The 23,694-nt window shown below is 23.7% G+C and carries 19 protein-coding genes; 2 read left to right on the top strand and 17 right to left on the bottom strand.

What is annotated here, in order from left to right; genetic code table 4:
* Nucleotides 1-4: 4 nt before the first annotated feature.
* From ACJA27_RS00095 to ACJA27_RS00040, 12 genes are all read right to left on the bottom strand, one after another.
* Nucleotides 5-1,390 (bottom strand): MSC_0618 family F1-like ATPase beta subunit, encoded by a 1,386-nt coding sequence (locus ACJA27_RS00095; RefSeq protein ID WP_406617971.1) that lies wholly within the window; start codon nt 1,388-1,390, stop codon nt 5-7.
* Nucleotides 1,390-2,934 (bottom strand): MSC_0619 family F1-like ATPase alpha subunit, encoded by a 1,545-nt coding sequence (locus ACJA27_RS00090; protein WP_406617970.1) that lies wholly within the window; start codon nt 2,932-2,934, stop codon nt 1,390-1,392. Before ACJA27_RS00090 ends, ACJA27_RS00095 begins: the two co-directional genes overlap by 1 nt.
* A 1-nt stretch (nt 2,935) precedes the next feature.
* On the bottom strand, nt 2,936-5,002 hold the full coding sequence (locus ACJA27_RS00085) for an MSC_0620 family F1-like ATPase-associated subunit (RefSeq protein ID WP_406617969.1): 2,067 nt from the start codon (nt 5,000-5,002) through the stop codon (nt 2,936-2,938).
* 1 nt (nt 5,003) lies between these two features.
* Nucleotides 5,004-5,456, bottom strand: coding sequence for an MSC_0621 family F1-like ATPase epsilon subunit (locus ACJA27_RS00080; protein ID WP_406617968.1), 453 nt, complete (start codon nt 5,454-5,456; stop codon nt 5,004-5,006).
* 21 nt (nt 5,457-5,477) lie between these two features.
* Nucleotides 5,478-6,365 (bottom strand): MSC_0622 family F1-like ATPase gamma subunit, encoded by an 888-nt coding sequence (locus ACJA27_RS00075; RefSeq protein WP_406617967.1) that lies wholly within the window; start codon nt 6,363-6,365, stop codon nt 5,478-5,480.
* Nucleotides 6,365-6,877: a DUF2714 domain-containing protein gene (locus ACJA27_RS00070; protein WP_406617966.1), complete on the bottom strand. Its 513-nt coding sequence runs from the start codon at nt 6,875-6,877 to the stop codon at nt 6,365-6,367. Before ACJA27_RS00070 ends, ACJA27_RS00075 begins: the two co-directional genes overlap by 1 nt.
* Nucleotides 6,852-8,324: an MSC_0624 family F1-like ATPase-associated membrane protein gene (locus ACJA27_RS00065; RefSeq protein WP_406617965.1), complete on the bottom strand. Its 1,473-nt coding sequence runs from the start codon at nt 8,322-8,324 to the stop codon at nt 6,852-6,854. The genes ACJA27_RS00070 and ACJA27_RS00065 overlap by 26 nt, the downstream gene beginning before the upstream one ends.
* 54 nt (nt 8,325-8,378) lie before the next feature.
* On the bottom strand, nt 8,379-10,682 hold the full coding sequence (mip, locus tag ACJA27_RS00060) for an Ig-specific serine endopeptidase MIP (RefSeq protein WP_406618311.1): 2,304 nt from the start codon (nt 10,680-10,682) through the stop codon (nt 8,379-8,381).
* 12 nt (nt 10,683-10,694) lie between these two features.
* On the bottom strand, nt 10,695-12,890 hold the full coding sequence (locus ACJA27_RS00055; RefSeq protein WP_406617963.1) for a putative immunoglobulin-blocking virulence protein: 2,196 nt from the start codon (nt 12,888-12,890) through the stop codon (nt 10,695-10,697).
* Between the two features lie 279 nt (nt 12,891-13,169).
* Nucleotides 13,170-13,913: a hypothetical protein gene (locus ACJA27_RS00050; RefSeq protein WP_406617961.1), complete on the bottom strand. Its 744-nt coding sequence runs from the start codon at nt 13,911-13,913 to the stop codon at nt 13,170-13,172.
* Between the two features lie 69 nt (nt 13,914-13,982).
* On the bottom strand, nt 13,983-14,960 hold the full coding sequence (locus tag ACJA27_RS00045; RefSeq protein ID WP_406617960.1) for an ABC transporter permease: 978 nt from the start codon (nt 14,958-14,960) through the stop codon (nt 13,983-13,985).
* On the bottom strand, nt 14,951-15,883 hold the full coding sequence (locus tag ACJA27_RS00040) for an ABC transporter ATP-binding protein (RefSeq protein WP_406617959.1): 933 nt from the start codon (nt 15,881-15,883) through the stop codon (nt 14,951-14,953). The genes ACJA27_RS00045 and ACJA27_RS00040 overlap by 10 nt, the downstream gene beginning before the upstream one ends.
* A gap of 163 nt (nt 15,884-16,046) precedes the next feature.
* Here ACJA27_RS00040 and ACJA27_RS00035 point away from each other — a divergent pair, with 163 nt between their 5' ends.
* On the top strand, nt 16,047-17,354 hold the full coding sequence (locus ACJA27_RS00035; protein WP_406617958.1) for an ATP-binding protein: 1,308 nt from the start codon (nt 16,047-16,049) through the stop codon (nt 17,352-17,354).
* A 52-nt stretch (nt 17,355-17,406) separates the two neighbouring features.
* On the opposite strand, the gene ACJA27_RS00030 is transcribed toward ACJA27_RS00035, so the two are convergent.
* The gene (locus tag ACJA27_RS00030) at nt 17,407-19,782 is read right to left on the bottom strand and encodes a phosphoketolase family protein (protein WP_406617957.1); all 2,376 of its coding nucleotides are present in this window, start codon (nt 19,780-19,782) and stop codon (nt 17,407-17,409) included.
* A gap of 149 nt (nt 19,783-19,931) precedes the next feature.
* Here ACJA27_RS00030 and ACJA27_RS00025 point away from each other — a divergent pair, with 149 nt between their 5' ends.
* Nucleotides 19,932-20,351, top strand: a complete 420-nt coding sequence (locus tag ACJA27_RS00025) for a hypothetical protein (RefSeq protein WP_406617956.1) — start codon at nt 19,932-19,934, stop codon at nt 20,349-20,351.
* Nucleotides 20,352-20,387: 36 nt separating this feature from the next.
* Here ACJA27_RS00025 and ACJA27_RS00020 read toward each other — a convergent pair whose 3' ends face one another.
* The 4 genes from ACJA27_RS00020 to dnaA all read right to left on the bottom strand — a co-directional run bounded on the left by ACJA27_RS00020 (nt 20,388) and on the right by dnaA (nt 23,589).
* Nucleotides 20,388-20,699 (bottom strand): hypothetical protein, encoded by a 312-nt coding sequence (locus tag ACJA27_RS00020; protein ID WP_406617955.1) that lies wholly within the window; start codon nt 20,697-20,699, stop codon nt 20,388-20,390.
* Nucleotides 20,692-20,907 carry an RNA-binding S4 domain-containing protein gene (locus ACJA27_RS00015; protein ID WP_406617954.1) on the bottom strand — a complete coding sequence of 72 codons (216 nt, stop codon included), beginning with the start codon at nt 20,905-20,907 and terminating at the stop codon, nt 20,692-20,694. The genes ACJA27_RS00020 and ACJA27_RS00015 overlap by 8 nt, the downstream gene beginning before the upstream one ends.
* Before the next feature lie 2 nt (nt 20,908-20,909).
* Nucleotides 20,910-22,022, bottom strand: a complete 1,113-nt coding sequence (gene dnaN / locus ACJA27_RS00010) for a DNA polymerase III subunit beta (protein WP_406617953.1) — start codon at nt 22,020-22,022, stop codon at nt 20,910-20,912.
* Between the two features lie 136 nt (nt 22,023-22,158).
* On the bottom strand, nt 22,159-23,589 hold the full coding sequence (gene dnaA, locus ACJA27_RS00005) for a chromosomal replication initiator protein DnaA (RefSeq protein ID WP_406617952.1): 1,431 nt from the start codon (nt 23,587-23,589) through the stop codon (nt 22,159-22,161).
* Between the last annotated feature and the right edge of the window lie 105 nt (nt 23,590-23,694).

Genomic DNA, 23,694 nt, shown 5'->3' with positions numbered 1-23,694 from the left:
TTTTTTATATCCCCAATTCTTCATCAGTTGGTATTTCTTTATTAGAACCTACATAAGAAAATATTTCAGGACTTTGTTTAATATATTTACCTTCTAAAATTTTAATAACACTTTCTACTGTTTCTTGTAAAGGAACATATACACCTTTTGATTTGGTAAAATGTTCTGTCATAAAGAAATTTTGTGTGAAAAAACTTTCTAATTGTAAAGCTTTTTTAACTGTGATTTTACTTTCTTGGTCTAATTCGTCAAATCCAAGAATTAAAATAACATCTTCTAAATCTTTATATGCTTTTAAAATTCTTTTGGTTTCTATAATTGCATCAAAATGTCTTTTACCTATAATTTTTTCATCTACAGAGTTAGATGAACTGGCTAATGGATCAAAGGCTGGAAAAATATTTTTAGCTGATTGATTTCTAGATAAAACTAAATTTCCATTCAAGTGATTAAATACAGCAACTGCAGATGGATCACTTAAATCATCCATTGGTAAAAAGATTGTTTGAAAAGAAGTAATTGAACCATTTTCATTTTTAAATAAACGATCTTCAATATTAGATACATCACTTTCTAAAGTCGATTGATAACCACCAATAGAAGGTTTTTTACCTAAAGAAGCACTAACTTCATTTTCTGCCTGAACAAAACGATAAATGTTATCTATAAATAATAAAACATCTTCTTTTTCATAATCACGTAAATATTCAGCGGCTGTAACTCCAATAGGAACAATTGAAGTTCTTGCCCCAGGTGATTCATTCATTTTAGAAATATACATAACAGAATTTTTCATTAAATTAGATTGTTCTAATTCATTAAATAATTCAATACCTTCCCGTGAACGTTCACCTGAACCAATAAAAATATTTGAAGTAGAAGTATATTTTCTGTTAATGTTAAAAATAATTTCTTTCATTAAAACAGTTTTACCAACTCCAGCGCCACCAAAGATACCTAATTTGTAACCTTTTATAATAGGCATAAAAAAGTCAATCGCTTTAATTCCAGTTTCAATAATTTCAGTACTTGAATCTAAATAACGTGAACTATTAATAATAGAATTCATTTCTATATATTTTGGTTTTGTTCCTCTATTTTCTAATAAAGGATTCCCTCAAAAATTATAAATATTGTTTTTTGATTCTTTTCCTACTGGAACCATAAAACTTTTCCCAGTGTTTTCAACTACATCATCTATTGCTAAAGGTTTGCTAGCATAAACAATAATGGCTCTAATACTTTCTTGATCAACAATTCTTTTAACTAATAAAAAGGTTTGCTTATTATGTAAGGTTAATAAATGATTAATAGAAGGCAAATTATTTTTAACAAATTTAATTTCCACAATATCAGATCAAATTTTTGTTATTTTTCCTGTTTCAGTCATTATCTATCACCTACCTTTTTAGCTAATTCTAAAAGAATATTTTCTGTAAAAGGAATAAAGCTGTGAGCATAATCCACTTTTCAACCTAAATTTAAATAATCGGAATATTGTTGTAAAGCAAAAGCAAAATAATCTTTCATCAATTTATCATCATATGGTTGATTTAATTTAATGGTTTCAAAAGCTTTATTCGCTTCAGGATAATAATTAATTAAATTATCTAGAAACACTAAAGCTCTTTGTTCATCTTTAATTCCTTTAAAAATATCTCAAGAAATCAACTTAGTCATAAATAAAACAAAATTATATGAATATAAAGAATAACCCTTTTGTAAAAACATTTTATCTATAATTTTTCCACGACGCAATAATGAAGCTGTTTCTTTATTAAGTTCATAATCTAACATAGCTAATTTCAAATGATGTTTATATTTTCTAAAGATTTTCCCAATTTCTCCCGCTACTTTAGTAATAGTTCTAGTTTGTACACTTGAACCAGTTCTAGAAACAGATAAATCAATATTTATAGCTGGTAATTTACCAGCGGCAAATAAGTCGGTACTTGTAACTATTTGTCCATCAGTAATAGAAATAACATTAGAAGAAATTAAACTGGTAATATCACCATCTACTGTTTGAATAATAGGTAAAGCTGTAATAGTTTTTCTATTAACGAATGAACCTGATCTTTCTAAAAGTGAAGAGTGAGCAAAGAACATATCTCCAGGCATAGCTTCTTTTCCTACTGGTTTATCAGTTAATAAAGCTATTTCTCTAAAAATATTTGAATGTTTTGTTAAATCATCGAAAACAATCAAGACATCATCATTTTGTGAAATATTTTCAGCATGAGCCATTCCTATATAAGGAGCTAAATATTGTTCATAAGCACTAGAAGATGAAGCATCTAAAATAATAGTATTTTGTAAAGCATTATATTGTTTTAAAGTTTCATACAATTTAGTTAATGTTTCTCTTTTTTGACCTATAGCAACATAAACACATTTAACATTGTTTTTTGCTTGATTAATAATAGTATTAATTGCAATGTGAGTCTTTCCTGTTTGACGATCACCAATAATTAATTCTCTTTGTCCTTTACCAATGGGAATTAATAAATCAATAGAAATAACCCCTGTATAAAGTTGTTCATTTAATGGTTTAACGGTCATTAAATTATGAGCTAAACCAAAAATAGGATGTTTAGTAGTTAATTCTTTATCATTTTTTTGTTCACCATTAGCATATGGTCAAATAATATTTCCATATATATCAATGATTTTTCCAAAATAATTTTCCTTTGTTAAAATTAAAGTTTCTTCATTAGATTCAATAATCTCTTCTCCAATTTTTAAAGAAAAATTATTTTTATTAGTTAAAAGATATGCTTCTTTATCGGTAGAACTAATCAAAAAGAATTTAATATTAGCATCTCTTTTTAACTTAAAAATTTGATTTTGTTTATAAATATATTCTCCACTTACTTTGACTACATAATCAAATATGGCTTCTATTTTCGGATTTAATTTTGTTGTTTTTTCCATATTAAATTCCTTTCACTCCTGCTAATAAAATGCTTCCAGCAGTTAATAAACCTAAAGCAATAGCAAGGATAATTAAACTAACAATAAGTAAATATTTAGCGTTTTTATCTTTGAATTTTCATCCAAATGCTAATCCACTCACAATCAATAAAACTACTCCAATAGTTAATAAAGCAATAGCAATATTTTTCTTAACTTTAACATTTTGTTTCTCTGTTTCATTAAGAATTTCTTTAGCTAATTCATAAGATTTTATAAAGTTATCTTTTAAGGTTTTATCTGTTGTAATGCTCTTATTTATAGCGATATTTGAAAAAATATTAAAGGTATTTACAATTTTTTTAGTAAGAGCTAAATACTCATCATATCATTTAAATAAATCAAAAGTTCTTGAGCTAATTAAAGCATTAAGTTTAAAAATATCCTTTTTATTCATTTCAAATAAATTAACAATGTTATCTACTGAACCATTAACTGATTTTACATTTTGTGCGAGATATTTTTTATTAAACTTAATAACTTCTTGGAATTGATCATGAACTGCTTCAAAAGCTTGTGGAAGCAATTGCCAAAAAATACTTGAATTAATTTTTAAACTTGATAATGTAGACAATAAATTATATATAGTGCTATTTGTCATCTCATAAAAAATATTTTTGTTTGATTTAATATTTTTAAAATTTTCATCAATTTTTTTATTCTCTATTTTTTCAAATGAATTTTCTTTACGAGATAAAGTCATTTTGGTAGCAGATTCAACTAAATTAAATAAAGCGTTTTGAATAAATTGATTTTTAATTTTTCCATAATCAATTTTGTCATCAATTCCTAAAGCACTAAATAATTTTGAAAAGGTTTCTTTAGTAGCTTTAATTTGATTTTGTTTTAATGCATTTCAATCAGCTAAATGATTTAATTTAACATCACCTAATGTATAACTTCTTGTTAATTTTGGATTAACCCTATCAGTAATATGGACAATCATATTAGCAATATTATTTTCTCCATTAGAATCAAAACCAAAAACTTTATATTCATATCTTGTGTTTATTGGATTATTAAAATAAAACATTTTAGATTTTTTTATTTCATCTCCACCATCAAATAAACTTTTTAAAAGAGCAGAACCATAAGTTGAATAATCTTTTGTGGTGTAAGGCGCTAAAGTTGGAAGACTTTGAATTTTTTCTTCTAAATCTTTGATTCCTGGAACATTAGTATCACCTGGAACTAATGGAGGAATTGAAGGAGGATGATTTGGTTTTTCTTCTTGTTGTTTAGGCTCTTCTGATTCTTGATTTTGAGTTAAATCAAAATCAACATATCTTGGTCTAATTTTACTATATATATAATCTCTTCAACTGTTAAAACCTTGAGGGAGAGTAATAGATAATTTTCCATATACATCTTTTTGTAATTTAACATCTTTATCAATTTGTGGAACATCAGATTCATCAAAAATAATTGATTTTAATTTTTTAATAAGTTCATTAGAATATTTTTTAATAGATGCTAAAAATTTTGCCTTTGTAAACCCATTTACTTGATCTTTTTGAGTAATTTTTTTCTTTCCTTTTGGTTCAATAGCAAAAGAATAATCTAAAGGAGCTTGATTCCCTATTTTTACTTCTTTATAAACTTTTCCGTTGTAGTCTATATCACCATAGTTATATTTTTTATTTTTAGAAATAACATAAGGAAAAACTATATGAAAACCATATCTTTCAGGTTCTTTTTTAATATATTGTTTGTGATCTTCAAAATATTTTAATAATTCATTAAAATAAAATAAGTTTTGAATTCTATCTTTAAAATTTCCACTTTGATTTTCTAATAATTCTTGATATTTAGATTTAATAAAGTTTATAGCTTCAGCTATAACTTTATCCATCATTTCTTCCATTTCTTTCTTAGCAGCTGGTTCAAATTGTCCAAATTCAGGATCTAAAGTAGGTTTTTTATCTTTTTCTTTATTATTAGTTTCAGCGCTAACTGAAGAAACAATAGGTAAAGTAGAAATCAATGCTGTAGAAGATAAAGTTAATATAAATTTAAACTTTTTTTTCATATTAATTATCCTCCATTAAATTAAACATTTTTTTCATCCTCATTATATATTCTTCATATTTTAATTGTTCTAATAATAAAATTTCATCAATTGAAAGTCCAATATCTTTTTTTATTTCCATTTTGCCAATTTTCTTTTTTAGTTTTTTAAATTCAACTTCATCAATAGTTTTTCTTAATAAGGAAACATAAAATTGTTTAGTAGAAAAAGTATCAATATTAGCTATATTATTTTTAATTAAAATGTTTGAATTTTTTAAAAATAAGAAATATTCTTTATTCATTTGAATATCAATAATTTTAATAAGAATTTTTTCATAACTACAAATAGTATTGTTTTTTAATTCATGAAATTCATCTTCATCATTTACATTAACAAACATTTTGGCTTTTGGTATAAAGTGTTCTCCACTAGATAAAAAAGAAATGTTTATTTTTAAAAAATCTTCATTCATAAATATCCTTTCTTTGTTATCTTAGATATCTCTTTTACTTCTAGTCAAAAGAGTAATTTCTTCAATTTGTTTTTCACTTTTAATTCTAGAAATTTGTTTATGTAATTTTGTTTTTTCATCATCAACTTGTTTAATAATTTTGTTAGTTGTAACTAACCCATTTTTAGAGCTATAAAATGATGATTCACATATTAAAGCATTAATAGAATTTTCCAAAAATATATTTATTTCAGTATTTATAAAATCATTAATATTAGGATATATTTTATATTTTGAAATATCCATAATAGAAGTTAAATCTTTATAATTAGCATTAACAAATTTATCTATATCAAACTTATTTATAGGCAAAACGGTAAAAAATCCATCATAATTTTTATTTGAATTAATTACAAACCTTACATTGGCATATACACCTGAAGCAAAAAGTATTTTGGTAATAGTGACTAATTCATTTGACAAAAATTTATATTTGTTATCATTAGGAAAATACTTCAAAATATTAAATTGGTTTTTTTCACAAAATTCTTTTGCATGATTTCCTATAACTATAAAATCGTCTCTTTTTTTATAGTTGTTTTGAATAATATTTTTTTCATATCTTGAATACGAATCAGTATTATATTTTTGTTCTTCTGTTATATAAACTCATAAATTTTTATTCATTTTTTTTGTTAAAAAATTAAGTTTATTAAATATTGTTCTTTCATTTAATAAATCATTTTTTACATTGTATTGTTTTTGAATAGATAAAATAATTCTTTTATTCAAAATAGCATTTTTAGTAAAAAAAGATAGTTGTTGATTCAATTTCATTATTTGAATCAAGAAAATATTTTTTTCATTATTTACTTTCAAAACTAAATTATTTAAACTATTTATCTTTTGTTCTATTTTCTTTAAATGCATTATTTATCCTTTTTAGTTTTTTCTTCTGGAATATAAGCACAAATTGATTTATCAAAAACAATTATTAAAGTATTTGTTTGTGGAGAAATAAAAATAATTACATTTGGAAAAATTTCTAAACATTTTCACTGTAATACATTTTGTTCTATTTCTTTATTAAGAGAAGTTAAAAAATTATTATATTGCTCATCATTTGATTTTGAAAATACTATTGATTCATTATTTGAAGTTTCATTATAAACTATCATAGGAACTAAAGCATTAGAAGAAAATTTTAAATTTACGTTAAAAGTAATTATGAATTTAGAAAAAATTACATCTTTTTTTTCTAAAAAAGCTGATGAAAATTCATTAAAAAATCTTTTATAAATATCTGATTCAAAGCCTAAATTATTATTAAATAATAATGAAGACATAAATTTGTCATAAGATATAAAATTAGTTGACATTTTTGCTTGTTCATACACTTGATAAACATCAAAGTAGTTATTTATTCCCAATGATTTTTTCATTTTTCTCCTTTTCTTTATTAGTTTTTATAATAATAAATAATAATTTAGCTATCATTATAAATTCTAATGCTATTAATATTGATATATTAAGAACCAATAATATTTGTACAACAGTTAATCTATAAACAATGGTCATAAAGAAATAATTACCATATTTACTTGAAGTTAAAACATAATTTAATCCAAAAACAAATAATGTTAAACAAATAAACAATAAGATAAAAATAAACATTATTAAAATATATAAATCTATTTTTTTGTTCTTTAACCAAAAAATAAAAAATACAGCAAGAGATGATAAGGAAGCAAAAAAAGTATTTATAGTTAAAACTAATGAATCTTCATTTAAAATTCCAGTAACTAATAATGAAGTTCAAATCAATAATTGAGTTGAAATAAATAAAAATAAATTATTTAAATTACCATTAATTTTAATTTTATGAAAGAAATTAACAAAAATATAAAGTGCTGTTATAACCAATACAAAGAATATTTCTAAAAAATATAAATATTCTTTTTTAACTTTAATACCAAAAATATTGTTTAAATTATGTTTATAAGTAAATACTTTGATAAATCAAATCAATAATGAAACAATAAAAGTAAAAATTAAATAAAATTTATTTTTTAGATATGGAGCATTATATTTTTTATATATGATAAAAAATATCATTTCATAATTTGTTGCTATTATTAAAGTAAATAAAACAGCAAAAAATAAAAGAAGTAATAATAAATTTCCAACTGCTTTTATAGTAAATAAATTTCTTATTCAATTAAAAAATTTATTTTCATAAAATAAAACATTTTTTGAAGTTCCTGAATGAACTCATATATAAGATAAAGTAATTACTAAAACTAACAAAAGTAATTGAGCAATAATGGGAACAATAACAATAGTTATATGTTTATACAAAATTGGTTCATTTTTTCTTTTATTAAAATAATTTGTAATAGTATATGCTGTATTTATTGCAAACAAAGCAACTAATAAATTAATTAAATTAACTATTTTGCTAGGGTATATTTCAAAATAACCAAAAAATAAACCAAAACTTATAATAGTAATAGATAAATAGATAAAATACCAAGGAATATATTTTTTAATAATTGCTTTGTTTAAATATAAATTATTGTAATTCTTAACAATAGAATAAAAATAAACAAAACCTATCACTAAAAATCTAAAAATTATTAAAGCATTTAATTGTTCTAAAGATTGACTTTGAAAATTAAATAAATATCTTAAATTACTTGGAATAAGCATTTTTACAGGAAAAATAGATTTATTCATAAGTATTAATAAAATTGTTGTTAATAAAACCGTAATTCCTAACAATGAATAATTTAAAATATTTTTAATTAAAGAATTATTTGCGTTTCCTTTAATTGTCTCTTCATCTTCATAAATAATACGCTCAGAAAATGAATTAATTTTTTGTTCCATATGCCCCCTTACATAAAAATAAAAGCGAAATGTTTCCCGCTTTTATTAATTATATTAATTAAATTTATATTCTTCAGGAATGTTTTCTACACCGTCTTCAAATAATCCAGTTTTATAATCTTTTCCATAAGCATCTAATAATGCTTTACGGTAAGAAGTTGTTTGGTTTTGTCCACCACCATAAATTAAATCATATTGAGGTAAATTATATTGTCCATATAGTCCATTATAATCATAACCTTCTGATCTAAAGGCAGCTGCTAAACCTGTATGCGCTGAACTGTTTGAAACATGATAAACACCAACTAACTCATTGTTTTGAGTTCTTACACTAGAACCAGATGCTCCACCAACAGGAGCATAATGTCTAATTGCATATTCAAGCCCCATAGCTATATATTCTTTATTGTCATTAGATTTATATAAAGAATTACCAGTATGCGGAGCTGAAATAAATGCATCTACTAATCCAGGTTTATCTGTAAATGAACGATATCCTAAAGCATAAGATAAATAATTACCTCTTTCAGTCTTGGATTCAGGTCAAGTATTTCCTGTTAGTTGATTATAGAAACGATAATCAGAGTTAGTTCATAAAGAGAAATTATATTGAGTACGATACTTAATTTGATCTTCATCAATATATTGTCTTAAGAAATAATCTCCTGTTGAATTAGGATAACCAACAGCAAAAAGTTCATCCTTTTGTTTGTATCATTCAGGATTATCTTTTGGTGTAGTTAAAGGATAATCAATTTTTGAATAATCTTTTAAATATGAAGTAGATTTAAATTTAACTCTATCACCTTTATTAGCATCTTCTGCATAACCATTAGTCATCATTTTAGCTAATTCATGTGGGTTCATATTTTTATATTGAGCACTATTTACACTACCATTAATATTTCCGGTCACACTTGATAAAGTCATTTTTTCAAAATCAACTTCAAAGATAGAAAAATCTAAAAATTCTTCAGTATCTTTATATTTTTCTTTTTGTTCATCATTTAGATAATCACTAGGTTTAGTACTTAAAAAGTTTCTAGCTGAATAAATGGTTTTTACACCATTGTCTTTCATATAGCCTTCTGGTTGATCTTTTCTTACAAAAGAGAAGGTGTTAAAATTATCATCTAAATTAGTTAATCTAAATGTTGTTTTTTCACGGGCAGTATTCATTAATTTTAAGAATGATAATACTGTGGTTTTATCATTCAAAGCATCAGCAACATGTAAGTTAGTGCCAAAATATCATTTAGTAGGATATTTGCCATCTGCACGTTTTTCATAATCCATTACTCACATAGTACCAGAAGTGGTTCTATATTTTCTTTCAGCTTTATTTTCTTCATTGGTTATAGTTACACCAAAAGTTTGACGTGCTGTTCTTAAATAATTTTTGTTTGGTAAAGTTCTAGCTAAACCATTAATTTGGAATGGATTTCTACCACCTAAAGAATCAACTCATGAAGGTCCTTTAATAGTTTCTTCAGAAGCCATTGCTAAACCTTTAAAATTGCCATCTGAATCATAAGTAGGAACAGTATAACCTTTTCTAGCAGCACTTTCATAACTATCTTGATTTAAAGTTTTTGCTTTTTCATTAAAATTATTAATACCCTTTTGATTATATTTAGATTTCAAATCCGTTCTAACTTCATCTAATGGTTTATTCATTTGTTGTGCTTGTAAAGCTTGTAAATATTTTTTATTATCTAAATCATATCTTTTTTGTTGATCTGCGTTAACATATTCTTGAACACTGTCAGGTTTTAAAGTATCAGCAGAACAACCTGGAATTTTTCCGTTTTCATCTGCTCCATAGGGACTTGTAGCAAAACCAGAAAGACTAACAACCTTATTGTAGATTTGTTTTGTTTTCTTGTCTATAAGTTTTAAAGATAACTTAAATTGACCTGTTTTATTACAAGTGTTATAGTCAACAATAACGTCTAAAACTTCAATATCTAACTCATTTTTATGTTCTTTAACAATAACGTCAATGCCTTTATCAAAGTTATTTTTAACTTGAGTGGGTAATAATTTACTATATTCTTTATCAGCTAAATGATGTGCCTTCAATTTAAAATCAAAAGTTTTTTTAAATTCAACATTATTAACAATATTTTGAAATTCAGTAGTTAAATCTTTTAAATCACTAAAATTTTTATCCTGTTGAGTTTGAGGATTTGATGGATTGCTAGGATTATTTGGTTTGTTAAGATTATTATTTTCATCTTTTGGTTCTTTTTCTTTAGCTTTTTCTACTTCATTTTTTTCACATTTAAGAGATAAAGCAGGCACTAATGAAACACTAGCTAAAAATAAAGGAAATAATATTTTTTTATTTTTCATTATATTTTCTCCTTCCTAAGTAAAATCTAATGATTCGCCAGATGAAACATTAAATCCTGCATTTTGCAATTGCGCTTTTAATTCTGTAGCATCTTCATCAACAATAACTTCTCTATTTCTTAAAGATTCAGCATAATTAAATAAAATATTTAAGTTTGATAATCCATCACTTGTTAATCTAGTTTTTCCTGTAATTTTAACTTTTGAAGTTAAATTCCCATTACTAAATAAAATTTTAGTTTTTGGTGGGGTAGGTTCATTTAATACTAAATGTCTATTAAATCCAGCTTCATTTAAATCTTCTGATGAAATATCAAAAGCTGTCCCACTACTATAAAGTTTTAATCTTCTTAATTTTCTTGGTTTTGAATTAGAAGATTTTAATTTATCATGAAATTCTAAACCTCTTAATGATCTAAGTTCTTTTACTCTACTTAAATCTAAACCTTGTGGATAACTATTACCCGTTTCTTTATGGTCAGGATCTAATCCAGGACCAAATCCGCCTTGGAAAATTGGTTCATTATTTCTTACTCAATAAACCATTCTTAAACCATCATTAATTCTTTTTAACTTATCTGCTAAAGTAGCACCATTTAAATTGTAATCAACTTCATCAAATGCTAAAGTATCAAAAGTAATTCTTGTAGCTATATTTGAACCTGGTTTATAGTCGAAGCTTACATTGTAATCATTGTTATTAATTCATTCTACATTTCTTAAAGCATTAGGATTAATTGATCATTCATCTAATAATGAATTACCTAAAGTATAAAGTCCTAATTCTTTAATCTTTTTCTTTTGAAGAGCAATAAGTGAAGAAGTATTAGCAGCACCCGCATGAAAGAATAATTCTAATAATGGTAATTTGTCAGGCATTTCTTCTAAGATTTGTTCAAATCTTTGATTTGAATCAAATTTACCCATATTTCTTATTCTGTAACCTGTAATGTTTACATTAGCATCTTTTAATTTTTTAATTAATTCTTTAGCTTTTTCATAACCTTTATTATTTCCAGCATCAATATCAACTATATAACCTTCATTCATTTGACCATCTTCAGGTTTTTCTCTAGTTAATTTATTAACTGTGATACCATCTCCATTTTCAACACCATATTTGTGAAATTCTGAAGTTGCATCAGTTTTCTTTCATCCTGGATATTCACCATGTTGAGCTTGTCAAGGAGTTCTAGTTTGGGTTCCTTCATAGTTAAATACTCTACGATTTTTATTATCATTAGCAATTCTTGAAGTTACACCATTATATCCATCAGGAGGAGAAGCGGCATAAGAATCTATTTCACCGTTTTCATTAATGTAAGCATTATCTGGATCAGGAGTTAAACCTTCTTTAAGGTATTTATCAGCACCAGCTGATAATTTTGTAAATTTATCGAAATCTAAATTTTTATACAATCAAGCATACTTGTGATCTTTTGTTCTAAATTTTTTGTTAGGAAATTCTGATTTAGCTGGTTCTTTTAAAAAGTTTACAACATTAGGAGAATCAAATAATCTTTGGAATTTTTGTCAAATTCTATCATATCAATATCTATTATTTCTTCCGATGCTTTCTGCTTCTTCATCTGATTTAGCATCTTCTATATCCCTTAATAAATCATTAACGGATCCACTTAATCAAGAAGGGGTTAATCCACCTTTAGCAATTCCTAAACTTTTTTGTCTTAATTCTTCTGTTACATGAACGTTTTTAATTTTTCCAACAGTTTGATTAGTATAAGGATTAGGATTTTGTAATCCATTTTCTTTATCATATTCAAATGTTTGTCTTGGAGCTGGTTCTTCAACCTCTGCATCTACTAAAACACCATTTATATATATTTTTTTGGTTACAGTACCAGGAGATGGTTTAGGAATAGGAGCTGGTTCTGGTTTAGGTTGAGGTGTTGGTTTAGGGGTGGGGGTGGGGGTTGGAGTAGGTTCTGGTTCTGGAGTTGGAACAGGACTAGGAGTGGGTTTAGGTAATTCTCTTAAATTATTATCAGTAATAGAAGGATCAGCACCTGTATAATCTAAATTATCTTTTGGAATTAAATTAGGTTTTGCGTTAGTTCTTCTTGAAAAATATCTATTTGAATTTTGATTACTTGTATTATAAAAAATTACACTAACAAGTGTTGAAGTAGAAACTATTCCACCTAATGTCATTAATAATATTTTGTTTTTTCTTTTATTAAAAAATTTCATAAGCACCTCTTTAATATATATATATATATATGGAGTGTCATAACAACTAATATCCCCCCCATTTTTGAGAAATATATTATATATATTAAATATACAAATTAATTAAAAGTAAATATTATTTTATTAATTTATTTCCATTTTCTCCATATTGTTCTATATCATAGGGCAATAAAGATAAAAATTATATTAAAAATTTATAATAAATTCTTATTTTTTTACTAAAAAAATGTAAAAAATAAAGCCATTTGCTATGGCTATATCTTAAAAATATATGTAATTTTATTTGTCAAATTCATTAATAAAATATCAATATCTTTCTGATTTATCTAATTTTTTGATTTCAAAAGTTTTATAAAAAATAGAAAAATCATAATCAAACACAAATGGTAATCATTCTTTTTTTCAATTTTTAGTTTCTTCTAATCATTTTTTAGTTTCATTATTAGAAATATCATATTTACTTTTTTTATAAATTTTAAACATATGTGTAGCATATAATTGGCCTGAATGAGGTTTAGCTTGATTGGTGTATTTTTCGTCATTTGTAAAGAAAATAAAAAAACTTTTAGCTATTTCACTTCTATCCATTAAATTGTTCAAAGTTTGTAAATCAAAATATATATTTACATTTTCTGTATACACAAAATTATTTTGATATATATTTTTAAATTTTAATTCTATAGGGAATAGTAACTCCTCATTATTATTAAAATATCTAATAACAATATCAACATAATTGTTATGCCGATTATTATTTTTATCAACTAAAGGAATGTTATATTCAAGAGAAACTATAAATTTTTCACCTATAGCATATATTTCACTTTGCAATAAATCATCTATTATTTTTGCTAAATTATGTTGAAATGTAGCTTCTTTTTCCGGTTCAAGATAACCATATTTTAATTTTGCAATATAAATATTTATCGCTTTATAAATAATTTTTGTTACTCTTGTTTTTATATCTGCTATATCTAATATTTCCACTTCTTGTATTTCTGAAATATTTATTTTTTCTTCCATTTTTTCTCCATACCTTTAAAATTACTTATATAAAAATTGTAAATTCCTTTGTAGAATTTACAATAAATATTATTTTTTATTTTTAATAATTTGTTTTTGCTTATTAGTTATTCCAAAAGATTTATGTTTTAATGTAATAAATAAACTAAAAAATAAAATTGAACTTCCTAATAAAACTAAAAACATTACATAATCTTTTAATTTATATCCAAAGAAAAAGGTATCTGATCCATAATAAGTAACTAAAATGTTTATCATTCTTCTTTTGCTATATTCATCTCAAGAATCTACAAAAGATTTAACATGGTCAATAGTACTTTGCATAAAGATTTTTTTAAATAATCCTACAGAATAAGTTCCGGGTATAAATAAAGTGGATTTTTGAACAAAATTAGGTAATAATGATAAAGGAATATAAGCTCCCACAACAAAACCAGCAACTACTCCTATTACTGTATTAAATATTGAAACTTGTGAATTTTTTGTTAAAAAACTAACAATTAAAATAAATATTGTGGATGCAGAAATAACTGAAACTAATATAACTAACAATCCATAAAATAAATATAAAACACTTATAAAATATGCTTTAGCAATAACTAAATAAATAATAATTACAAAGTATAGAATTGTATTAATTATCATAGAAGTAAATATAGTAGAAAGAATATAACTAGCAAGAAGAATATGTTTTTTAATTGGTGCAGCTTTAAAAGTATAATCTATACCAGAAATTTTATCATCAACACTTTTTCCAGCAATTCCTAAAGTAATAGTAATAATAGAAACTGACATTAGTCCACTAAACATTCAATTCAAGGATATCTGTGTAGCTAGTGTTTGAACATCACTAGCATGTTGTTTAAAAATCCCTTCGGTAAAATTATTAGTAAAATTTGATATTTGCACATTTTTTAAAAATAAAATAAAAAGTAATAAAACAATTAAAGGAGAAATCAAAGAAAATAATAAAGTAAATTTATCTTTTATAAAACTTAAAAAATGTCTTTTACTTAAATGGAATAATTGTATAAAATCTAATTTCATTTTTCTTCTCCATATGCTACATTAAGAAATACATCTTGCATGTTACCTTTAATAATTTCAATATCTTGCAATAAATCTTTAATATCATTATTATTTTCTATTATGTTGCTAATATTATTAATTTTTACTAAGTAACAATTGTTTTTATAATCAACATTATTAAAATATTTTTTAAGTTTTTGATTATCTTCTTGATTAAATTTTTTATAAATTTTCAAAATATTAGATGAAAATTTATTTTTTAATTCATTTGGTGTCCCTTGTGCTATTATCTTACCTTCTTTAATAAAAATAATGTCATCTGCTAATTCTGCTTCTTCCATATAATGTGTTGTCAAAAAAATAGTAATATTTTCTTTATCAATTAAGGTTTTAATTGCATTCCAAACTTTTTCTCTATTTATAGGATCTAATCCTGTAGTTGGTTCATCCAAAAATAATAACTTAGGTTCATTAATTAGTCCATAAGCAATATCAACTCTTCTTTTTTGACCACCTGATAATTTTTGATATTTAGATTTTAAAATGGGTTTTAAATCAAGTAGTTCATCTAAATAAGTTAATTTTTCTTTAAACAATGATTTAGATATTCCAAATAATAAAGCTTTAATTTTTAAATTTTGATATACAGAGAGTTCTTTATCTAGACAAGAATTTTGGAATACAATGCCTATTTCTTTTTTAATATCTAAACTATTCTTATCAATATCTTTACCTAAAACTTTAATATCACCAGAAGTTCTTTCTAAAACTTGGCAAAGGATATTTATGGTAGTAGATTTTCCTGCACCATTTAATCCTAAATAACAAAATACATTTCCTTTCTTCACCTTGAAAGATAAATCTTCGATAACTGTTTTATTTTTATATTTTTTTGATAAATGTTCTATTTCAATAGCATATTCTATATTTTTATTTTCCATAACTTTATAAGTATAAAGTAAATTAAAAATATGAAAAAATATTTAATTATAATCGTAAAAAATATAGAATTCTATAAAAAACAAGATTATAAAACCAAATAAATGATTATTTTTATATAATTAAATCGTAAAAAATATAGAATTCTATAAAAAAGTTGGTAATATGATAAAAAGAGATATATATTTGCAACAACTAATTAATGCTAAACACAATGGGTTTTGCAAGGTTATTACTGGAATTAGAAGAGTAGGTAAATCATATTTATTAAAAAATATATTTTATAAACATTTAATTGAAAGTGGAACAAATGCTGATAATATAATAATTATAGAATTAGATGATATTTCTAATGCTAATTTAAGAGAACCTTTTGCTTTATGAAATTTTTTATTAGATAAATTAAAAAATAAAGAAGAACAATATTATATTTTTATTGATGAAATACAACTTGTTAACACAATAATAAATCCTGTTTTTACAAATAATCAAAAAATATTAGCTAAGGAAACGGATGAAAATTCTATTTCCTTTGTCGATGTTGTTCTCGCTATTTCTAAATTAAAAAATGTAGATTTATATGTTACTGGAAGTAATTCTAAATTATTATCTAAAAATATTCTCACACAATTTCGGGATAAAGCAACTAATATTCATCTTTATCCTCTTTCTTTTAAAGAATATTATGATTATTTAAATGGCGATAAATATGAAAGATTCTACAACTATATGATTTATGGGGGTATGCCACTATCTGTATTAAAAAATAATAATTTCGAAAAAGAAAAATATTTAAAAGAACTTTTTAAAACAACATATATAAATGATGTTATTGAATATAACAAATTTAAAAAAAATGAATTTTTAGATGAATTATGTGACATTATAAGTTTTTCTACAGGTCAACTTTTAAATACACAAAAAATTTCCAACATTTTTAAAAGTAGAAAAAAAGAAAATATTGGTAAAGAAACCATTGATAAATATATTAAATCTTTTGAAGAAGCATACATAATTTCAGAAGCAAAAAGATATGATATAAAAGGAAATTCAACAATTGGTTCAACTAGAAAATATTATTTTTTAGATACCGGACTTAGAAATGCAAGGCTTAATTTTACTTCATTAGATATAGGACAAATATTAGAAAATGTTATCTATAAAGAATTACTAATTCATAACTATAATGTAAAAGTAGGAACTTTTAATCAAGTAGAAAAAAATAACAATAAAAGCATATTAAAAACTTATGAAGTAGATTTCTATGCTACAAAAGGAACTGATACTTTATATTTACAAGTAACCGATAATATAGATGAAGAAAATTTAAAATTAAGAGAAATAACTCCTTTTAAATTTATTCGCGATTCTAATATTAAAATCATTTTAGTTAATAGACCTATACAAAAAATGAAATTAGAAAATGGAATAATTGTTTGAGGGATTATAGATTTTTTACTAAATTTAAATTAAACAAAAAAACATATTACAGTTGTTTATAGCGTAATATGTTTTTTTGTTCTTGTTATTTATTAATGTTTTCTCATTTTCATTCTTTAACTTCGGGAATATCAGTTCCATATTCTCTAATATATTTATTATGGAACTCTATTTTTTCTTCCATTGTTTTCATAAATAATTCTGCTTGTTCTTTATAAACAATTTTAGCAGCATCACTAGCTATATGGAATCTATCCATATGGCTTAATTGACGAATATCAAATGAAGTAGTAATATCACCATTTTCACGATATCCGTGAAGTACTAAATTATGATTATTTCTTAAGAAAAAGATGTCTCTTAATATTCCTTCATAGCCATGAAAAGCAAAAACAATTGGTTTATCTTTGGTAAAGATTTTATCAAATTCTTCATCTGAAAGACCTCTAGGATCAACTGAAGGATGTCTTAATTTTAATAAATCTAATACATTAACAAATCTAATTTTTAATTCTGGATATTCTTTATGTAATAAAGAAATAGCTGCTAACGACTCAATAGTAGACTCTGTACCAGAAGCAACCATTACTAAATCAGGAGTTTCATTCGTTTTACAATTTGAAGCTCAATCAATAATTTTTAGACCTTTTTCTACTAATTCTTCTGCTTCTTGTATATTAAAGAATTGATATCTTGGTTGTTTTGAAGCAATAATTAAATTAATAACATTTCTTTCTTTTAATGATTTAGCCATTGTAGCTAATAATGTATTAGTATCAGCAGGTAAATATTCTCTAATAAGTTCAGGTCTTTTATCTGCTAAATGTCCTATAAGTCCAGGATCTTGGTGTGTATAACCATTATGGTCTTGTTGAAAAGCATTTGAAGTAGCAATTAAATTTAAAGATGGGTAATCTTTTCTTCAAGAAACTTCTTTAGCTTTTTTTACTCATTTCATATGTTGAGTAAGCATTGAATCTACAACTCTTAAAAATGATTCATATGAAGCAAAAATACCATGTCTTCCTGTCAAAACATATCCTTCTAAAAATCCTTCTGCTTGGTGTTCTGATAATTGTGAATCAATTATTCTTCCTGAAGGAGACATAAACTCATCTAATTTTTTATCAATCTTATCTAGCCATTGACGATTAGTTACTTTAAACATATTATAAAGTCTATTTGATTTAGTTTCATCAGGTCCAAAAACTCTAAAGTTTGTTGGGTTTTTAACAACCAAATCTGCAAAATATGTCCCTAATTCCACCATATCTTGTGCTATTTTTTCACCAGGTTTTTGAATATCTAAAGCAAATTCTTTTCAATTTCCTAAATTTAATTCTTTAGGGTTTAAACCACCATTTGCTACTGGATTCATTCCCATTCTTCTATTTCCTTTAGGAGCAATTTCAGCAAATTCGTTTTTTAATTTTCCATCCTTATCAAATAATTCAGAAGGTTTATATGAAAGTAATCATTTTTCTAATTCATCAATATGTTCCATTTTTTCAGCACTTACAGGAATAGGAACTTGGTGAGCTCTAAAGCTTCCTTCAATTGATTCATCATTTCATTTTTTTGGGCCTGTTCATCCTTTAAGGGTTTTTAAAATAATCATAGGTCAAACTGGTCTTTTAGCTAAAGTAGCATCTTTTTTTCTAGCTTGCTCTTGAATTTTTTTAATTTTTTCAATAGCATAATCCATTATTTCTGACATTTGTTTATGCATTATTTCAAATTCATGACCTTCAACAAATAAAGGTTCTCATCCCATTCCTTTAAAATACATTTCCAATTCTTCATTAGTTCTTCTTGCTAGAATTGTAGGATTAGATATTTTCCCGCCATTTAAATGCAAAATAGGTAAAACTGCTCCATCTGTAACAGGATTAATAAAAGTATTTGAAAACCAACCTGTTGCTAAAGGTCCTGTTTCAGCTTCTCCATCTCCAACTACTGTAGCTGCAATAACTTCTGGATTATCTAAAATCATACCTGTTGCATGTGAAAGTGAATAACCTAATTCACCACCTTCATGAATAGAACCTGGAGTTTCTGGAGCAGCGTGAGATGCAGTTCCTCCTGGAAATGAAAAGTTTTTAAACATAAAAGCTAAACCTTTTTTATCTTGAGTTATGTGTGGAAATAATTCTGTATAACTTTTATCAAGATATGAATTTGAAATCATAACTTGTCCACCATGTCCAGGGCCTTCAATATAAAACATATTTAAATCATATTTATTAATTACTCTATTTAAATGTGCATAAATAAAATTTTGTCCAGGAATAGTTCCTCAATGCCCAATTGGGTATATTTTTACATCATCTTTAGAAAGAGGAGTTTCTAATAAAGGATTATTTCTTAAATAAATTTGTGCTACCGATAAATAATTAGCTGCTCTAAATCAAGCATCAACTTTTTTTAAATATTCTTCTGTATCAAAAGTTGTTTTTTTCATTTTTTCTCCTTTGTGTTTACATTTTTGTTTATAAAAAGGGAATAAAAAAGCACCTTTTTATTCAAGAATGCTACTAATAAAATTTGCTAAATAATTATATATTAAATAACTATATAATATGATTATTATTTAATATATAAAGGAGATATATGAACAAAACACAAAGAGCATATATTGCTCAATCTATTCTTTATAGTGGAATTGTTTTTGCTTTAGCATTATGAGGTTTTATTTGAGTTATTATTGGGAAACAAATAAGAGATTTTGCTATAGCAATAGGTCCTCTTTCATTTGCATTAATGATTCAAATATTTATAGGTTATTTCTTTAATCCAATTTATACAAGAGCAAAATTAAATAACACTTGAGCAAGAGTTATTTTAATATTAATGACTATTGCTTTTGTATTTATAGTTTTATTATTAATTTATACTTTTTTAATTATTTTTGGTGCTATATCAGGTGGGGCTGCTAAAGGATTTGGAATTGCTGTTATGTGTTTAGTATGAACAACTATGTTACCTTATTTTATAGCAATAGTTATTTATGCTATTGGACATGCTAAATAAAAAAAATTATTAAAAATCCGCTTTTGCGGATTTTTATTATGCTTTAAATTCTTTTATTATTTTTTTAGAAATTAAATTTTTGTATTCATATCAATATTTAAAATAAATAATTTTTTTATCTTCATCTTTGGTTATTGAATAAAAAAAATTGTATTTCTTAATTTTGTTATGTATTACAAAATTGTCAATATTAATTTGATTAATAGTCTTATTATTGAGGTTTTTAAATTGAATATTAATTTTATTTAAATCCTGGTTAATATTTTTTTGGTTAACTTTACAACTAACAAAAACTAAAGGTAAAGGAAATATTAGTGAAACAGTTAATATTGTTTTTATTTTATTCATTTATCGCTTGAATAAAATAAACTTTATCATTTACCCAAACTGTATCACCAATTTTTATTTTTGAACTTCTACCAATAGGAGGTTTTCCATTTATTAAGATTTTTGTATTATTTAAAATTATTTTAGCAGCCCCACAACTATCAATAAAACCAATTTTTTTTAAAAATTGTCCTAATTTTATAAATTCACCTTTTATTTTTATATTCATTTTTATCTTCTTTTTGGAGTAATTAATTGAATTAAGTTAGGATCTTTTTCTGAAAGAATTAATATTTTTGAAATTTTTTCATCTATGTTCAGAGTAATATCACCTTCAAAAACATTTATAGCATCTTTTAAGAAAACAAAATTTAAATCAAATTCTAAAGAAGAACCTTCATCTAATTTAAATTTATTTGTTTTTGCAATTGAAGTTCCTATTTCTTTTACAAAAGTTTTTAATTCAAATTCTTTATTAGTTATTTTAACTTCTATTCTATTTTGTTTTTCATTTGTAACAACTGCAACTTTATCAATTAAATTCATAAGTTCAGCTTTATTAATTGTTATTTTATATTTAAAATTTGTTGGAATAACTTTAGTTAAGTTATAAAATTCCATATCAACAAAACGAGAAATAATTTTTGTGTTTTTATAAATAATACCTATTTTTAAATTATCATAATAAAGTTGAAATGAAGAAGGAACATCAGAAGGTAATAAATCTTTAAAATAATTATTTTCTAATGAAAAGTCAAAATTTTTAATTTCTTGATTTTTATTTTTTAATCAAAATGTTTCGTAAGCTAAACGATAAGTGTCAGTAGCACCAAAAATCATTTTATTATCTTCTATTTTTAAATTAATACATTTATAAATTATTTGCATATCTGAGCTAACAACTTTTTCGACATCTTTAATTCCTTTTTTAAATTGCTCAGATGGTATTTCAATTGTTTTCCCTGTATATTCAAAATCAATAGGTAAAAATGTTTCAACGTCAATAGTTGTTAATGAGTAATTTGTAAAACCCTCTGTAATTTCAAGGTTAGTATTATTAACTAGTTTGATATCGATTAATCCAGAAAGTTTTTTAATACTATTTTTAAATATTTGAGCTTGTATTAAAAATATACCTTCTTCATATATTTCAATATATTTTTCATCAACTTCTAATTCTTTTTGAATACTTTGGGTTCCATTTGAAGCAATTAAATATATTTTTTCATCTGTTATTTTTATTAAAACACATCTTAATGCATAATAAGCATTAATTGGATCTGTATATTTTGAAACAATTTCTAATGTTTTATCTAATAAATTTTTTTGAATTTTGAAATGCATATTTCCTTCTTTCTTAATATTTTCCTTATATAAATAATATATTTTGTTATTTTGTGGAAAAACATAAAAAATGTATATTTTATTATTTTTTTCGTTGTTTTTTCAACTTTTTAATGCTTTTAAAATGTTAATAAATCTATTTTACTTTGTAGATATCATTACTTAATATATTAATTGTTTTTGTAATTGATTTATCTGGCTCTTCTGCTTCTTTTTCTATTTTTTTAATAGCATTAATAATTGTAGAGTGGTCACGATTACCAAAAATTTTTCCAATTTGTTCTAATGATATTTCTAATTGAGTTCTAATTATAAAAATAGCTATATGTCTTGCTAAAACTATATCTTTATTTCTACTTTTACCTAGTATTTCTTTTCTACTAATTTTGTAATATTTAGCAACATGTTCAATAACTGATTCTGGAGTAATATTTTCTTTATTTTGAGCGATGTCTTTAAAAATAGAATTAAGAACCGCTAACGTATATTTTGAATTAGTTTGCTTAACAAATTCACCATAGAATTTTACTCTTTTAATTGCCCCTAATAATGCTCTTATTGATGTTGAATAGTTTCTTGTTAAAAATGCTTTTGCTTCTTTTTCTCAATTATCTGGATTAATATCATTTTGATTTAAAATAAAGTCCAATATTTTCATTCAATCATTATTATCAGGAGTTTTAATTTCTAATTGTAATCCTTGAGATAATCTTGTCCCAATTCTTAAATCAAAATTATTTGATAATAAATTAATAGGTTTATCAGCACAAACTATAGTTAATAAATTATTTGTTATTCTATAATCTAAAATATTAAAAATAGTTTGTACAGTAGCTTTTTTGTTTCCAATTCCATAACTTTGAAAATCATCAAACATTACCACATCAGCTTTATGAAAAGTTTCATGAATTGCCTTAATTTTATTTTGATCATTTTCTTTTAATAATGAAGCAATTTCTCTAGAAAAAATATCAGGATTTATATATTTAACAACTAAACCTTTTTTATCTAATTCATTACCCACAGCATATAGAAAGTGTGTTTTTCCTAAACCAGATTTACTATAAATAAAAATTAATTTGTAATCATTAATTGAATTTGAATTATCAACAATATATTTTCCTAAATGAATTACCGATTCATTAAATTTTGATTCAACATAGTTATCGAAAGTGAAATCTTTATTTAATGATGAACTTTCTTGTTTTTTAAAAGTTGAAACACTTTTAACTAACATTTTTGCTGTTATAGGTTTTTCTAAATCATCTATTTCTTTTATATTAGTTACTAATTTGTAATCATATGTTTGTTCAAAAGTATCTTTTAACGCTTTTAAAATAACTTCTTTGTAATAACCATTAATAAAATCTATGATAGCAGAATTTAATTTATCAGATGTTATATAAATAACATTATTGTTCCCAATTTTAACAATAAATAATGATTTAAAAAAATTATTAAAAGTCATTGGATCATTGATATCCATTGCTAGAGAGTTTAAAAAAGTAGAGGTTGTGGCCTTTAATTCTATTTTTTTTCTTGTTTCTTCATTATCAATTTTTTCCATAGCTATTTAATCTTACATTTAACAAAATAAAAAAAATATTTATTTTGTTTAAAAATAATATATTAACATTTTATTAACATAGTTATAAACATTGCTTTTATCTAT

This window comes from Mycoplasmopsis lipophila (genome assembly GCF_045276895.1).
Lineage (GTDB): Bacteria > Bacillota_I > Bacilli_A > Mycoplasmatales > Metamycoplasmataceae > Mycoplasmopsis > Mycoplasmopsis lipophila.
This window is presented reverse-complemented; position numbering and strand designations above follow the sequence as displayed.